The sequence below is a fragment of the Aquipuribacter hungaricus genome, from assembly GCF_037860755.1.
In the GTDB taxonomy this organism is placed as follows: domain Bacteria; phylum Actinomycetota; class Actinomycetes; order Actinomycetales; family JBBAYJ01; genus Aquipuribacter; species Aquipuribacter hungaricus.
Genome location: NZ_JBBEOI010000012.1, coordinates 23,325 through 37,662, shown reverse-complemented (window position 1 = coordinate 37,662; position 14,338 = coordinate 23,325). Strand labels below are relative to the sequence as shown.

13 protein-coding genes are annotated in these 14,338 nt (G+C 73.2%); 4 read left to right on the top strand and 9 right to left on the bottom strand.

Translation table 11 applies throughout. The features are described 5' to 3' along the window. From WCS02_RS03730 to WCS02_RS03720, 3 genes are all read right to left on the bottom strand, one after another. On the bottom strand, nt 1-1,059 hold a 1,059-nt coding region (locus WCS02_RS03730; protein ID WP_422665412.1), incomplete at its 3' end, for an SPFH domain-containing protein. Between the two features lie 61 nt (nt 1,060-1,120). After that, the gene (locus WCS02_RS03725) at nt 1,121-1,615 is read right to left on the bottom strand and encodes an NfeD family protein (RefSeq protein ID WP_340289913.1); all 495 of its coding nucleotides are present in this window, start codon (nt 1,613-1,615) and stop codon (nt 1,121-1,123) included. 16 nt (nt 1,616-1,631) lie between these two features. Further along, nucleotides 1,632-2,420 carry an ABC transporter ATP-binding protein gene (locus WCS02_RS03720; protein WP_340289911.1) on the bottom strand — a complete coding sequence of 263 codons (789 nt, stop codon included), beginning with the start codon at nt 2,418-2,420 and terminating at the stop codon, nt 1,632-1,634. A gap of 35 nt (nt 2,421-2,455) precedes the next feature. Here WCS02_RS03720 and WCS02_RS03715 point away from each other — a divergent pair, with 35 nt between their 5' ends. Further along, nucleotides 2,456-3,265, top strand: a complete 810-nt coding sequence (locus WCS02_RS03715; protein WP_340289908.1) for a hypothetical protein — start codon at nt 2,456-2,458, stop codon at nt 3,263-3,265. A 55-nt stretch (nt 3,266-3,320) separates the two neighbouring features. On the opposite strand, the gene WCS02_RS03710 is transcribed toward WCS02_RS03715, so the two are convergent. From WCS02_RS03710 to glgA, 6 genes are all read right to left on the bottom strand, one after another. Next, entirely contained in the window at nt 3,321-4,247 is a 927-nt protein-coding gene (locus tag WCS02_RS03710) for a DHH family phosphoesterase (protein WP_340289906.1), read from the bottom strand. Nucleotides 4,248-4,317: 70 nt separating this feature from the next. After that, complete coding sequence (locus tag WCS02_RS03705) at nt 4,318-5,193, bottom strand: carbohydrate ABC transporter permease (RefSeq protein ID WP_340289904.1); 876 nt, start codon at nt 5,191-5,193, stop codon at nt 4,318-4,320. Next, nucleotides 5,190-6,197, bottom strand: a complete 1,008-nt coding sequence (locus WCS02_RS03700; RefSeq protein WP_340289902.1) for a carbohydrate ABC transporter permease — start codon at nt 6,195-6,197, stop codon at nt 5,190-5,192. Before WCS02_RS03700 ends, WCS02_RS03705 begins: the two co-directional genes overlap by 4 nt. Beyond that, nucleotides 6,194-7,486: an ABC transporter substrate-binding protein gene (locus WCS02_RS03695; RefSeq protein WP_340289900.1), complete on the bottom strand. Its 1,293-nt coding sequence runs from the start codon at nt 7,484-7,486 to the stop codon at nt 6,194-6,196. The genes WCS02_RS03700 and WCS02_RS03695 overlap by 4 nt, the downstream gene beginning before the upstream one ends. Before the next feature lie 223 nt (nt 7,487-7,709). Continuing rightward, a complete protein-coding gene (locus WCS02_RS03690; RefSeq protein ID WP_340289898.1) occupies nt 7,710-9,341 on the bottom strand; it encodes an endo-1,4-beta-xylanase in 1,632 nt (543 codons plus the stop codon). 342 nt (nt 9,342-9,683) lie between these two features. Continuing rightward, entirely contained in the window at nt 9,684-10,892 is a 1,209-nt protein-coding gene (gene glgA / locus WCS02_RS03685) for a glycogen synthase (protein WP_340289896.1), read from the bottom strand. 36 nt (nt 10,893-10,928) lie between these two features. Between glgA and glgC the strand changes: the two genes are divergently transcribed. The 3 genes from glgC (at nt 10,929) to serB (ending at nt 14,273) form a co-directional block, all read left to right on the top strand. Beyond that, nucleotides 10,929-12,179, top strand: a complete 1,251-nt coding sequence (glgC, locus tag WCS02_RS03680) for a glucose-1-phosphate adenylyltransferase (RefSeq protein WP_340289894.1) — start codon at nt 10,929-10,931, stop codon at nt 12,177-12,179. A 104-nt stretch (nt 12,180-12,283) separates the two neighbouring features. Then, complete coding sequence (locus WCS02_RS03675; RefSeq protein WP_340289924.1) at nt 12,284-13,066, top strand: LLM class F420-dependent oxidoreductase; 783 nt, start codon at nt 12,284-12,286, stop codon at nt 13,064-13,066. Nucleotides 13,067-13,076: 10 nt separating this feature from the next. Next, on the top strand, nt 13,077-14,273 hold the full coding sequence (gene serB / locus WCS02_RS03670; protein ID WP_340289892.1) for a phosphoserine phosphatase SerB: 1,197 nt from the start codon (nt 13,077-13,079) through the stop codon (nt 14,271-14,273). Nucleotides 14,274-14,338 lie beyond the last annotated feature (65 nt).

Below are 14,338 nucleotides of genomic sequence, written 5' to 3'. Positions count from 1 at the left end.
GGCCTGCTCGGCCCGCGCCGCGCGGCGGCTGCTGCGGGCGTCCTCCGCCTCGCGGGCCTCGCGGGAGGCACCGGCGGCCTCGGCCTTGGCGCGGGCCAGCGCGGCCTCGGGGTCCTCGAGCACGGGCGCCTCGAGGCCGCCGTCCTGCCCGGAGTAGTCGGCGGACTTCTCGCCGAGGTAGCCCTTGCTCGGCTCGGCGTTGCCGCCGAGGGCGCGCCCGATGCCGGACAGCGCCTCGGTGAGCTCGCTCGGGATGATCCACATCTTGTTGCTCTCGCCGCGGGCGATCTGCGGCAGCACCTGCAGGTACTGGTAGGCGAGCAGCTTGTCGTCCGGGTTGCCCTTGTGGATGGCCTCGAAGACCTGGAGGATCGCGCGGCTCTCGCCCTGGGCCTTGAGGATCGCCGACTGGGCCTGGCCCTCGGCGGTGAGGATGGCGGACTGCTTGTTGCCCTCGGCGGTGAGGATGGCCGACTGCTTGATGCCCTCCGCGGTGAGGATCGTGGCGCGGCGGTCGCGCTCGGCGCGCATCTGCTTCTCCATCGAGTCCTGCACGCTCGCGGGCGGGTCGATGGCCTTGAGCTCGACGCGGTTGACGCGGATGCCCCACTTGCCGGTGGCCTCGTCGAGCACCCCGCGCAGCTGGCCGTTGATCTGGTCGCGGCTGGTCAGGGTCTGCTCGAGGTCGAGGGAGCCGATGACGTTGCGCAGCGTGGTGACCGTCAGCTGCTCGATGCCCTGGATGAAGTTGGCGATCTCGTACGTCGCGGACTTCGGGTCGTTGACCTGGAAGTAGATGACGGTGTCGATGCTCACGACGAGGTTGTCGGAGGTGATGACGGGCTGGGGCGGGAAGCTGACGACCTGCTCGCGAAGGTCGACGGTCGCCCGCGGCCGGTCGATGAACGGCACGAGGAAGTGCAGCCCCGCGCCGAGCGTCTTCTGGTACTTGCCCAGCCGCTCGATGATGACGGCGGTGGCCTGCTGGACGATGCGGACCGCCCGGATGACCGTGGTCGCGACGACCACGACCAGCAGCACCAGGACGATCGTGGTCAGTACCTGGGCGAAGTCCACGCTCAGCTCTCTCTCGGGTCGGTCGGGCCGGTCATCGGTCGGGTCATCGGTCCGTGGGGGCCGTGAGGTCGGTCGGCGCCGGGCGGTCGGCGTCGGCGCGGACCAGGGCGGTGGCGCCGTCGATCCGGACCACGACGACGTCGCTGCCGGCGGGCACGCGCTCGCCGCGGTCGACGGTGCGGGCGCTCCAGGTCTCCCCGGACAGCTTCACCTGCCCGCCGCGGTCGTCGACGTCGGTGAGGGCGAGGGCGGTGCGGCCGGTGAGCGCGTCGACATTGGTGGGGGCGTCGGGCACGGAGCGGTCGACGGCCCGCTTGATGTACGGCCGGGCGACCACGAGCCCGAGGCCGCTGACCACGGTGAACACGAGCGCCTGGGCGACGAAGCCGAACCCGGCCAGGGCGACGCCGCCGGCCGCGAGCGCCCCGAGCACGAGCATCCCGAAGACGAGGTCGAGGCTGGTGAGCTCCAGCAGGCCGAGCACGAGCGCGCCCGCGATCCAGAGGAACCACTGGGCGTCGCGCAGGAACTCCGGCACCGCTCCCCCTCCCCCGTCAGCGGGCCGCGCGGGCGGCCCAGCGCCCGTCGTCGAGCCGCAGCTCCAGCGCCGTGCCGAACGTATCCGACAGCGCCCCCGCCGTCAGCACGGTCTCCACAGGCCCCGCCGCGACCACCTGCGCGGCGCGCATGAGCAGGACGTGGTCGAAGCCCGGCGGGATCTCCTCCACGTGGTGGGTCACCAGCACGGTGGTCGGCGAGGCCGGGTCCAGCGCCAACGACGTGAGGCCTCGGACCAGGTCCTCGCGGCCGCGCAGGTCCAGCCCGGCGGCCGGCTCGTCGAGCAGGAGCAGCTCGGGGTCGGTCATGACGGCGCGGGCGACGAGGACGCGCTTGCGCTCGCCCTCCGACAGCGTGCCGAACGTGCGGTCGCCGAGCCCGGTCACCCCGAAGGCGGCGAGCAGCTGGTCCGCGCGGGCGACGTCGACGTCGTCGTACTGCTCGCGCCAGCGGCCCACCACCCCGTGGGCGGCCGTGAGGACGACGTCGCGCACCTTCTCCCGGCCGGGCACCTGCCCCGCGAGCGTGGCGCTGCTCAGCCCGATCCGGGGCCGGAGCTCCGAGACGTCGGTCTCGCCGAGGGTCTCGCCGAGGACGGTCGCGCGGCCCTCGCTGGGGAACGTGCGCGCGGCCATGACGTCGAAGAGCGTCGTCTTGCCGGCGCCGTTGGGGCCGAGCACGACCCAGCGCTGGCCCTCCTCGACGGTCAGGTCCACGTCGCGCAGCAGGTGGGTGCGGGAGCGGACCACCCCCACGGAGTCCAGCTCGACCACGGCCTCCGGCATGCGGTCCACCCTAGGGGGGCGCCTACCCTGGCCGCGTGACCCTCCCCCGCTCGGCGTTGCTCGCCGCCTGGGCCGGCGCGGTGGCCGCAGGCCGTGCCCGCACGGCCGACGCGCTGCTGGCGGTCGCCGGCGAGGACGAGCCGCACATGGTCGACCCGGCACCCGGGTTCACGGCCCCGGCGTCGCTGCCCGTCCCCGACCCGGGGTACCTGTCGGACCTGCTCGTGCTGCTCGGCGCGGCCGGCGAGGGCTCCCCCGTGCACGTGCGGTGCGTGCTCCCGGCGCCCGGTGACGTCCTCGGCGTCCCCGGACCGGCCGGGCTGCGCGCGGCCGCGGTCGACGCCGGGGAGTGCGTGGTCGTCGAGGGCCTGGCCGACGGGTCCGGCGGGCGCACGGCGCTGGCGCTCGTCCCGGAGGTCGAGGAGTTCGGTCCGGCCGGTGACGTCGGGGTGCACGTGCGGTGGCAGGCCTGGCACGCCGAGCCGGTGCCGGGCTCGCCGCTGGCGACCAGCGTCGCCGAGGCCGACATGGCGTTCCGGCTCGCGCTGGGCGAGGCGACGACGGACCTGGAGAGCCTGCAGCTGAGCAGCTGGCGCCCGGACGCCACGGCGGGGCTGCGGGGGCGCGGCGGGGTGGCGCAGCAGCCGCTGCCGCCCACGCTCGGGCCGCGCTCCCTGCGCCTGCTCGACCGGGCCGAGAAGGTCATGGCGATCCTCGCCGTCGCCGAGGGCGACCACGGCGGGGCGGTGACCGGCTGGGAGGCCGGCCGGCGGAGCGCGTCGCTGGCGGAGCTGTCCCGCGCGACGCGCGCCGCGGTGGCCGCCGCCGTCAGCCTGCCCGGCTAGACGGACCGCGACCCGGCAGGCCCGGCCGGGCCTGCGGGGCCTGTCGCGGGAGGGCTCAGACCAGGGCGGGGGCCCGCTCGGTCCGCACCGCGGCGACGACCTCGACCAGCGCGGCCTCGGAGCCGGCGTGGTCGACCTGACAGGTGCCGGCGGCCTTGTGCCCGCCGCCGCCCCAGGCCAGCGCCACCGCGCCGACGTCGACCGGCGAGGTGCGGTCGAGGATGGACTTGCCGATGGCGAGCACGGTGTTCTGCTTCCCCTTGCCCCACAGCACGTGCACGGAGACGCGGGCCTCGGGGAACAGCGCGTAGACCATGAACCGGTTGCCGGCGTGGATGACGTCCTCCTCGCGCAGGTCGACGACGACGACGTCGCCGTGCAGCGTGCTCACCCGGCGCAGCTGCTCGACGAACAGCGCCTCCTGGGCGCGGAACAGCTCGGCGCGCTCGGCGACGTCGGGCAGGGCGAGGATCTCGTCGACGTCCTGGTGGACGGTGCACCACTCGATGAGCTGCATCATCAGCTGGTAGTTGGAGATCCGGAAGTCGCGGAAGCGGCCCAGGCCGGTCCGGCTGTCCATGAGGAAGTTGAGCAGCGTCCAGCCCGTGGGGTGCAGGACGTCCTGGAGCGCGTACTGCGCCGAGTCGGCCTGGTCGACGGCCGTCATGAGCGCCTCGGACACGCCGGGGAACCGCGCGGCGCCGCCGTAGTGGTCGTAGACCACGCGCGCCGCGGACGGCGCGGAGGTGATGATGACGTGGTTGTCGGCCGTCCCGCCGGTGCGCAGGGACTCCGAGTGGTGGTGGTCGAACACCAGGTGCGCCGCCGGGGCGTACGGCAGGTTGGTGAGGATGTCGTCGGCGGTCACCGCGACCAGCCCGTCCTGCACGTCCTTGGGGTGGACGAACAGCACGTCGTCGATGAGGTCCAGCTGTCGCAGGAGGACGGCGCAGACGAGGCCGTCGAAGTCGCTGCGGGTCACGAGTCGGTAGCGCACACCGAGCCCATCGGCCGCGGGCCCGCACGCCTTGAGCGTCCGGGCCCGACCGGCCTCAGCCCTTGACGGCCCCGGACACGATGCCCTGGGTCACCTGCCGCTGGAGGGCGACGAACAGCACGACCACCGGGAGGATCGTGATGAGCGTCCCCGCCGCGAGCGGGCCGATGTCGATGGACCGGCCGCCGAGGAACAGGTACAGCCCCGTGGTGAGCGGCCGGTAGTCGCCGTTGGGCTGGTACAGCAGCGGGACGAGGAAGTTGTTCCAGTTCTGCAGGAACGTGAACACCGCGAGCGCCGCCATGCCCGAGCCCACCATCGGCACCATGATCCTGAGGAAGATCTGCCACTCCGAGGCGCCGTCGATGCGCGCCGCCTGCTCCAGCTCGGTGGGCAGGTCGGAGAAGAAGGCCCGCATGAAGAACGTGCCGAACGCCAGCCCGGTCGTGGCCAGCACGAGGTTGGTGCCGACGAGGGAGTCGAGCAGGCCGAAGCTCCGCAGCTGGAAGTACAGCGGGATCATGTAGGTGAAGAACGGCACGAGCAGGCCGAGCACGACCAGGTAGAAGGCGAAGGACCGCCCGGGGAACGGCAGCCGGGCGAAGGTGTAGCCCGCCATCGTCGACAGGGCCACGACCAGCAGCGTGCTGGGCACGCTCAGCAGGACGCTGTTGAGCAGGTAGTCGTCGAAGTCGCCCACGGTCCAGGCGGTGACGAGGTTCTCGGTGGAGAACGACGTGAACAGACCGAACGGGTTGACCCGGACGTCCTGCGGCGTCTTGAGCGCGGTGGACACCGCCAGGACGACGGGGAACAGCGTCGCCAGCGACAGCACGACCAGCAGCGTGTGCCGGGCCGCGCGGGAGGCCTGCCGCCGCGGCGAGGGACGGTTGCGGACCGGGGCGGGGCGCGGGGCGGTCGTGGTGCTCATGCCCCCGCCCCGTCCAGGGACAGCCGCCGCTGCAGCCGGTTGAGCGCGATGGTGAAGGGCACCGCGAGCACCGTGATGACCAGCGCCAGGGCGGTGCCGTAGCTGATCCGGTTGAGCTCGAACGCGCTGGAGTAGGCGTAGGTGCCGAGCACCTCCGTCGCCCCGGCGGGGCCGCCGCCGGTCATGACGAAGATGATGTCGAAGACGCTGAAGCCGCCGATGAGCGTGATGGTCGTGACCATGAGGAACACCGGCATGATCTGCGGCAGGACGATGTACCAGAGCTGCTGCAGCCGGTTGGCTCGGTCCAGGCGCGAGGCGTCGACGAGCTCCTGGTCCACGTTGCGCAACGCCGACAGCAGGATGACGAAGACGAACCCGCTGGTGATCCACACCGCGGTGCCGAGCACCGCGTAGAGCGCGGTGTCGGCGTTGCCGAGCCAGCCGGTCTGCAGCGACCCCAGGCCGACCACCTCCAGGGCGGCGTTGAGCCAGCCGCGCAGGGGGTCGTAGATCCAGCCCCAGACCACCCCGACGGCCACCTGCGGGAGGATGTAGGGCATGAAGAAGGCCACCCGGTAGAACACGCTGCCTTTCTCCACCCCCCACATGAGCAGGGCGAGCCCCAGCCCGACGAGCAGCGGGGCCGCCGTCCCCAGGACGATCCAGACGATGTTGTTCTGCAGCGCGTCCCACACCCGGGCGTCGCCGAGGATCTCCGCGAAGTTGGCCAGCCCCACGAACGGCGGGACGGCGGTCAGGCCGTCGAACTCCACGAGCGCGTAGTAGACGGCGTTGACCATCGGGAACAGGAAGAACACGCCCACCATGGCCATGGTGGGCAGGACGAGCAGCACCCCGAGCCGGCCCTGGTCCCGCCGCGTCGCCCGCGGCGGGCGGTAGGCGCCGCTGGGCCCGCGCGCGGGCTTCCTCCGTGCGGCGACGGGCGGCGGGACGCTGCCGGACACCGCGGCGGCGGCCGGGACGGCCTGGGTCCCCGTCACCGTGCGGCGGCTTCCTGCAGCGAGGCCGCGACCTCCTCGGGCGTGCTCTGGTCGGAGAACAGGGCCTGCACCCCGTCGGACATGGCCGCGTTGAACTCGTCCGGCATGAGGACGTCGATGTTGGTGCCCAGCTCGCTGCCGCCCTCGGCGAAGACCTCGACGTCCTCGAGCACCTGCGCGAACAGGGGGGTGACGTCGACGCCCTCGGTGTCGACCGGGAAGGGCGGGATGACGTCGAGGTTCTCGACCATCCACCGCCCGTGCTCCGGGGAGGCGAGGAAGTCGACGAGCGCCACGGCGGCCTCCTCGTTCTCCGTGGTCGCCGAGACCATGGGCCCGGACCCGAGACCGCCGCTGAACACGCCCTCGCCGTCCTGCGACGGGAAGGGGATGTAGCCGGCCTCGAAGTCGGCGTTGACGGCGATGCCGTCGACGAGCCAGCTGCCGGTGGGGACCATCGCCGCCTCGCCGGAGAAGAACAGGGCGTTGCCCGAGTCGTAGGTGACCGACGTCGGGAACGGGGTGAGGAAGCCCTGCTCCTCGAACCGGTCCCACAGCGCCAGCGACTCCACGACCTCCGGCGAGCTCCAGTCGCCCTCGCCGGAGACCAGCTGCTGCATCTGCTCCGCGCCGACCCTGCTCGACAGCGCCATGCTCAGCAGGTGGCCGCCCTGCCACCCCTCCTGGTCGCTCACGGCGAACGGGATCAGCCCGGCGTCCTTGACGGTCTGCGCGGCGGCCTCGAGCCCGGCCAGGTCGGTCGGCTCCTCGATGCCCAGCTCGGCGAACAGGTCCTTGTTGTAGTAGACGCCGATGGTCTCCATCTCGCCGGGGATGCCGTAGACGACGCCGTCCTGGGTCACCCGCTCCTTGGCGAAGTCGTAGATCTCCCAGCCGTTCTCCTCGTAGGCCGGTCCGAGGTCCATGACGAGACCGGCCTCGGCCAGCGCACCGCCGAAGCTCGGGCCGGAGCCCCAGTTGAAGACGTCGGGGGCGTCACCGGAGCGCAGCTGGGTCTGCAGCACCGTGCGCATGGTGTCGAAGGGCAGCGTCTCCAGCTCGACGGTGATCCCGGGGTTCTCCTCCTCGAACACGTCGAGGCGGGTGCGCAGCAGGTCCTGCGCCGTCGCGTCCTCCAGCTCCTCCACGAGGTAGCGGACGGTGGTGCCGTCCCCGGCCGCCTCCCCCTCCTCGCCGCCCCCGGCGGGGACGCCGGTGCAGGCCGCGAGGCCCAGGACGAGGGCCAGTGTCGTGCCGGTCGTCGCTGCTCGGGACGTGGTCGGGTGCATGGGGGTCTCCTCGGTGGTTCGGGGTCGGCGGCGCCTGCGCGGGCGCTGCCTCGACCGCGTGCGACCACCGTGTCGGCACGGGCACAAGGTGCATCCCGGGACGAGGGGTGTCAACACGGGGCGCGCGGGGCGGCACCGGCGCGCCGGCCACGACCGCGGGGGCCGCCACCGTGACGGTGACGGCCCCCGGGGTCGTGGGGCGGTGCGAGGAGCCGGCGGGCGGCTAGCGGCCGGCCCGGGGCGTGCGGGGCTCGAGCGCGTCCACCGCGGCGGCGAGCGCCGCCTCCGCGGAGTTGACGTCGGCCTGCGTGCCGCCCGTCCGCTCCACCTGCAGCGCCTGCCGGCGGGCGACCTGGACCTCGGCGAGGCTGCGGCCGGTGTAGGTCCCGCCGCGCAGGCGCAGGGCCTCGACCTCGTCCAGGGTCTCGCGCAGCGTCGAGGTGTCGGTCACCGGCGCGTCGAGGCCGAGCCAGCCCTCCGGGTCGGCCACGGCGACCGCCGCGAGCTTCTGCGACCAGTCGCTGTTGAAGAGCAGCGGGTTGTGCGTCGCCCGCCAGCTGAGCCGGTCCTGCAGGCCCCAGAAGGTGACGCGGTCGATGTCCTGGGAGTAGGCCTTGTAGACCGCCATGAACTCGGCGTAGCGCTGGGCCTGGATGGCCTCGAGCTCGCGCCGGTCGGTGATCTTGCCCTCCCAGTACGTGAAGCCGGGCCGGCTGATCCGGTCGGCGACGGCCGGGTCCCGCAGGTCGCGGTAGCCGGCCACGCTGTCGCCCTCGGGCTGGCCGTTGTAGGCCTCCCAGACGAAGAGGTCGAGCTCGCTCATGTTGACGACGAAGCCCGCCTCGGTGATGAGCTGGACGGACCGCTCGACGGACGCCTCGTCCGAGCACGCGCCGGGCTGCCACTCCTCGGCCTGCTCGTCGACCAGGCCGGGGAGCCGGGTCAGGCTCTCGCAGGCGAACGCGGGGGTCTGGGCGATGTAGTTGTGGGACTGGTCGCCGATGGCCTCGACCAGCGGGCGCGGGTCCTCGGGGTGCTCCGCGGCGTAGCGCGCGTTGAGGTCGGTGGCCATGGCGACGATCGCCTCGGCCTTGCCCTCGGACTGGAAGACGTTGAAGTCGTTGTACTCCAGGCGGACCTCGGGCCCGTACGTGCGGGCGTAGACGTACGCGTCGTAGAGGAAGTCGCTCGGCGTCTCCCCCGCGGCGGCGTCCGCGCCGTTCGCGTACGCCGAGTACCAGTTCGACTGCCCGCCGTTGGGGCCGCCGCGCAGGAAGTCGCGCCAGTCCTGGGTCTCGGGGTCGAACGCGGACAGCTCGTCGACGAACGCCTCGTTGACGACGTCCCAGGTCGGGACCCGCCCGCTGAAGTGGGTGAGCACGTCCTCGACGTAGCGCTCCATGTTGGCCTGGGCCTGGTCGCGCGTCCCGCCGGTCGCGCCGCTGTTGAGGCGGGCCGGGGACTGGCTGTGCCAGACCAGCACGTGGCCGTGGACCGTCATGCCCCGGGCCGCCGTCTGGTCGACGAAGGTGTCCGCCGGGCCCCAGGTGTAGGTCCAGGCGCCCGAGACGGGGTCGATGCCCGTGTTCGGCAGCAGCTGGTCGGGCTTCATGATGTTCTCGGCGGTCATCACGCCGTAGTGCCGCTCGACCGACGCCGAGTTCGGCGAGCCGGCGGCGTACGTCTGCGGCCCGGAGTAGATGTTGCCGACGTCGAAGTAGTCGCGGTACGTCTCGCGCAGCGACGCGATCGGCGTCGTGGTGTCCACGTCGGCGCCGGCGACGGGCACGGCCGCGCCCTGGGCCGGGCCGGCGAGGCCCACGGCGACCACGGCCGCGGCGACGGCACCCGCCACCAGGCGGCCGCGGACGGTGCGGGCGGGTGTGACAGGGGGTGCTGCTGGTCCTCGGGTCTGATGAGGGGTCATCGGCTTCTCGCATCCTGCTCGGAGGACCGGGACGGGCGGCGGTGCTCGTCCCGGACAGGCACTGCTGCCCGCGCGCCGCGCGTCGACCCGGGCCCGGCAGGTCGTCTGCGACCCGTCGATACCGTTATGGATAACGTTTTACACGCGGCGTCGCCGACGGTATGTCGGGTGTCAGGGGGTGTCAAGACGAGACCCGCCGACACCCCTGGGAGGCGTCGGCGGGTCAGGCCTACCGTGCTGTCAGCGCAGGCGGGGCGCAGGGGCGCCGGGTCAGCGGGCGGTCGCCAGCGCCCGCTCGTACACCTCGACCGTCCGCGCGGCCACGGTCGTCCACGAGAACTCCTGGTTCGCGCGCACCCGGCCGGCCTCGCCGAACCGGCGGGCGCGCTCGGGGTCGCTGACCGCCTCGGTGAGCGCCGCGGCCAGGTCGGCGACGTAGCGGTCGGGGTCCACCGGCGTGCCCGTCCCGTCCGACAGCTGCTCGATGGGCACCAGCCAGCCGGTCTCCCCGTCGACGACGACCTCGGGGATGCCGCCGGTGGCGGTGCCGACGACCGCGGCGCCGCACGCCATGGCCTCGAGGTTGACGATGCCGAGCGGCTCGTAGACGGACGGGCAGACGAACACCGTCGCGTGGCTGAGCACCTGGCAGACCTCGCGGCGCGGCAGCATCCGGTCGACCCAGACCACGCCCTGCCGGCTCTCGCGCAGGGTCGCCACCAGGCCCTCGACCTCGGCGGCGATGCCGGGGGTGTCCGGCGCGCCGGCGAGCAGGACGACCTGCACCTCCGGCGGCAGCGACGCGCAGGCGCGCAGGAAGTACGGCAGGCCCTTCTGCCGCGTGATGCGGCCGACGAACACGACGGCCGGGCGGGAGGGGTCGATGCCGAGAGCGTCGACGACGTCCGTGCCCTCGTCGCGGACCCAGTCGGCGGTGTCGATGCCGTTGTGGACGACGGCGACGTCGTCGGGGTCCAGGAACTCATAGCTGCGGAGGATGTCCTCGCGCATCGCGGCGCTGACGGCGACCACCTGGGAGGCACCGCGGTAGGCCGACTCCTCGGCCCAGCTGGAGACCCGGTAGCCGCCGCCGAGCTGCTCGGCCTTCCACGGCCGCAGCGGCTCCAGCGAGTGCGCGGTGAGCACGTGCGGCGCCCCCGTCAGCCGGGAGGCGAGGTCGCCCGCGAGGTTGGCGTACCAGGTGTGGGAGTGCAGGACGTCGGCGGCGGGGCTCTCCTGGGCGAGGGCGGCGGCGATGGACAGGTCGACGCCGAGCGTCCGCAGCGCCGCGTTGGCCCCGTCGAGCTCGGCCAGCTCGGCGTGCCCGTGCACGTCGGGGGTCTGCTCGGGCTCGCCGAAGGCGTGGACGGAGACGTCGACGCCCGAGGCCCGCAGCGCCCGGGTCAGCTCCACCGCGTGCACGCCCGCACCGCCGTAGACCGCCGGTGGCCACTCCTTCGTGATCACTGTGATCTTCACTCGGCACACGCTAGGGCAGCGGACTAGGGTCGAGCCATGCCACGACGGACCGGTGCAAAGGTGCTCGCGATCGTCCTCGCCGGCGGGGAGGGCAAGCGGCTGATGCCCCTGACCGCCGACCGTGCCAAGCCTGCGGTGCCCTTCGCGGGGAACTACCGCCTCATCGACTTCGCCCTGTCGAACGTCGTCAACTCCGGCTACCGCAAGGTGGTCGTCCTCACCCAGTACAAGTCCCACTCCCTCGACCGCCACATCGCCCAGACCTGGCGGCTCACCACGCTGTTCGGCAACTACGTGGCCCCGGTCCCGGCCCAGCAGCGCCTGGGCAAGCACTGGTACCTGGGCAGCGCCGACGCGATCCTCCAGAGCCTCAACCTGGTACGCGACGAGAAGCCGGACTACATCGTCGTCGCCGGCTCCGACAACGTCTTCCGCATGGACTTCTCGCAGATGCTGGACGCCCACATCGAGACCGGCGTCGGCTGCACGGTCGCCGCGATCCGGCAGCCGCTGAGCCTGGCCGACCAGTTCGGCGTCATCGAGAACAGCGCCGAGCGCCCGGACCGGATCGCCGCCTGGCGCGAGAAGCCGACCGACGCCAAGGGCCTCGCGGACTCCCCCGGCGAGGTCCTCGCCTCGATGGGCAACTACGTCTTCACCACGCAGGCGCTCATCGACGCCGTCACCGCCGACGCGGACGTCGAGGGCAGCAAGCACGACATGGGCGGCGACATCGTCCCCCGCTTCGTGGGGGCCGACGACTGCGGCGTCTACGACTTCATCCGCAACGACGTCCCCGGCTCGACCGATCGCGACCGCGACTACTGGCGCGACGTGGGCTCGATCGACGCGTACTACGAGGCGCACATGGACCTCATCTCGGTCCACCCGGTGTTCAACCTCTACAACTACGACTGGCCGATCATCACGGCGCAGACGTACTACCCGCCGGCCAAGTTCGTCCACGGCTGGCAGGGCCGCATCGGGCACGCGGTGAACTCCATCGTCTCCCCCGGGTCCGTCGTCTCGGGGGCCTTCGTCGAGAACTCGGTGCTGAGCCCCAACGTCTACGTCCACTCCTGGGCGACGCTGTCGGACTCCGTCGTCATGGACAACGCCAACATCGGCCGGCACGCCGTCGTGCGCCGGGCGATCATCGACAAGGACTGCGTCATCGGCGAGGGCGTCCGGATCGGCATCGACGCCGAGGAGGACCGCGCCCGCGGCCTGGTCGTCACGGACTCCGGCCTGACCATCATCCCCAAGGGCAGCAGGCTCGAGCGGTGAGCGACGCGAGCACGCCCGACGAGGGCGCCCCCGACGCCGCCGGCGTCGACGAGACCGCCGGCGGGCCCGACTACGACGGCGCGGCCGTCGCGGCCGGACGCCCGGTGCGGATCGGCGTCCAGCTGCAGCCGCAGCACGCCTCCTACGACGACATCCGCCGGGCCGTCGACCGCGCCGAGGCGGTCGGCGTCGACGTGGTCTTCAACTGGGACCACTTCTTCCCGCTGTACGGGGAGCCCGACGGCAAGCACTTCGAGTGCTGGACGATGCTCGGCGCCTGGGCGGAGCAGACGAGCCGCGTGGAGATCGGCGCGCTCGTCACGTGCACGTCCTACCGCAACCCCGAGCTGCTCGCGGACATGGCCCGCACCGTCGACCACATCAGCGGCGGCCGGCTGGTGCTCGGCATCGGCGCCGGCTGGTTCCAGCGGGACTACGACGAGTACGGCTACGACTTCGGCACCGCCGGGAGCCGGCTCGCGTCCCTGGCCGACGACCTGGTGCGGATCGAGGCGCGCTGGTCGCAGCTCACCCCCGCCCCGACCCGTCGGATCCCCGTCCTGGTCGGCGGCGGCGGCGAGAAGAAGACGCTGCGGCTCACCGCCCGCCACGCCGACATCTGGCACGGCTTCGGCGACCCGGACGTCATCAGCCGCAAGCACCGCGTCCTGGACGAGTGGTGCGCCTCCGAGGAGCGCGAGGCCTCGGCCATCGAGCGCTCGGCCGGGGTCGAGGGCGAGCCCGACGAGAAGGCCGACCGGCTGCTGGCGATGGGCACCCGCCTGTTCACCCTGGGCGTCGGCGGCCCGGACCACGACCTGGACCAGGTCGCGCGCTGGGTGGCCTGGCGCGACCGCGTCAACGAGCAGGCCGGCGCCCGCGGCTAGTGTCGCGGGCGTGACCGACGGGGAGCCCACCACCCTGCTCCTCACCGTCACCGGGCTCGACCGCCCGGGCGTGACGGCGGCGGTGTTCGAGGCCGCCGGCGGCGCCGACGTGCTCGACGTCGAGCAGGTCGTCGTCCGCGGCCACCTCACCCTCGGCGTGCTGCTCGGCACCGGCGGGCTGTCCGCAGCCGACGTCGACCGTCTCGGCCACCGGCTGCACGAGGTGGCCGGCTCGCTGGACCTGGCGTGCACCACCGAGCCCGGCCAGGACGAGGGCCCCGGGCGGGCCGAGGGCCGGCTCCACGTCACCATGCTCGGGCGCCCGCTTCTGCCCGCCGCGGTGCAGGCCGTGACCGCCGAGCTCGCCGGCCGGGGCGCCAACGTCGACCGCATCCGGCGGCTGGCCCGCCGACCGGTGACCGCGCTCGAGCTGGACGTCTCGGGCGTGCCGGACCTCGCCGACCTGCGCCGGGACCTCACCCGGGCCGCGGTCGGCCACGGTGCCGACGTCGCCGTCTCCCCCGCCGGCATCGTCCGCCACGGCCGTCGGCTCGTCGTCATGGACGTCGACTCCACGCTCATCCAGGACGAGGTCATCGAGCTCCTCGCGGCGCACGCGGGCACGCAGGCGGAGGTGGCGGCGGTCACCGAGCGGGCGATGCGCGGCGAGCTCGACTTCGCGGCCTCGCTCCACGAGCGCGTCGCCACCCTGGTCGGGCTGCCGGTGTCGGTGTTCGACGAGGTCCGCGCGGAGCTCCGCCTCACCCCCGGCGCCCGCACCCTGGTCCGGACCCTGCGCGAGCTGGGCTTCACGGTGGCGCTGGTGTCCGGCGGGTTCATGGAGGTCGTCGGGCCGCTCGCGGTGTCGCTCGGCATCCGGCTCGCGCGGGCGAACCGGCTCGAGGTCTCCGACGGCCGGCTCACCGGGCGGGTGCTCGGCGGTGTCGTCGACCGCGCGGCCAAGGCCACGGCCCTGCGCGACTTCGCCCGCAGCGAGGGCCTGCCGATGAGCCGCACCGTGGCCGTCGGCGACGGCGCGAACGACCTGGACATGCTGGGCGCCGCCGGCCTGGGGGTGGCGTTCCAGGCCAAGCCCGTCGTGGCCGAGCAGGCCGACGCCTCGCTCACCGGGCCGTACCTGGACTCCGTGCTCTTCCTGCTCGGGCTGGACGCCGACGAGATCGCCGACGCCGCCACGGCGACCTAGGACCCGGACAGCACCGGAGCCCCCGGGACGGGCCCCCTCCCCGTGACGGTGGCGGAGGGGCAGCA

Bases quoted from the DNA above. Each gene is read 5' to 3' on its own strand.
- WCS02_RS03705 (WP_340289904.1), bottom strand. From the start codon at position 5,193: ATGAGCACCACGACCGCCCCGCGCCCCGCCCCGGTCCGCAACCGTCCC.
- WCS02_RS03695 (WP_340289900.1), bottom strand. From the start codon at position 7,486: ATGCACCCGACCACGTCCCGAGCAGCGACGACCGGCACGACACTGGCC.
- WCS02_RS03720 (WP_340289911.1), bottom strand. From the start codon at position 2,420: ATGCCGGAGGCCGTGGTCGAGCTGGACTCCGTGGGGGTGGTCCGCTCC.
- glgC (WP_340289894.1), top strand. From the start codon at position 10,929: ATGCCACGACGGACCGGTGCAAAGGTGCTCGCGATCGTCCTCGCCGGC.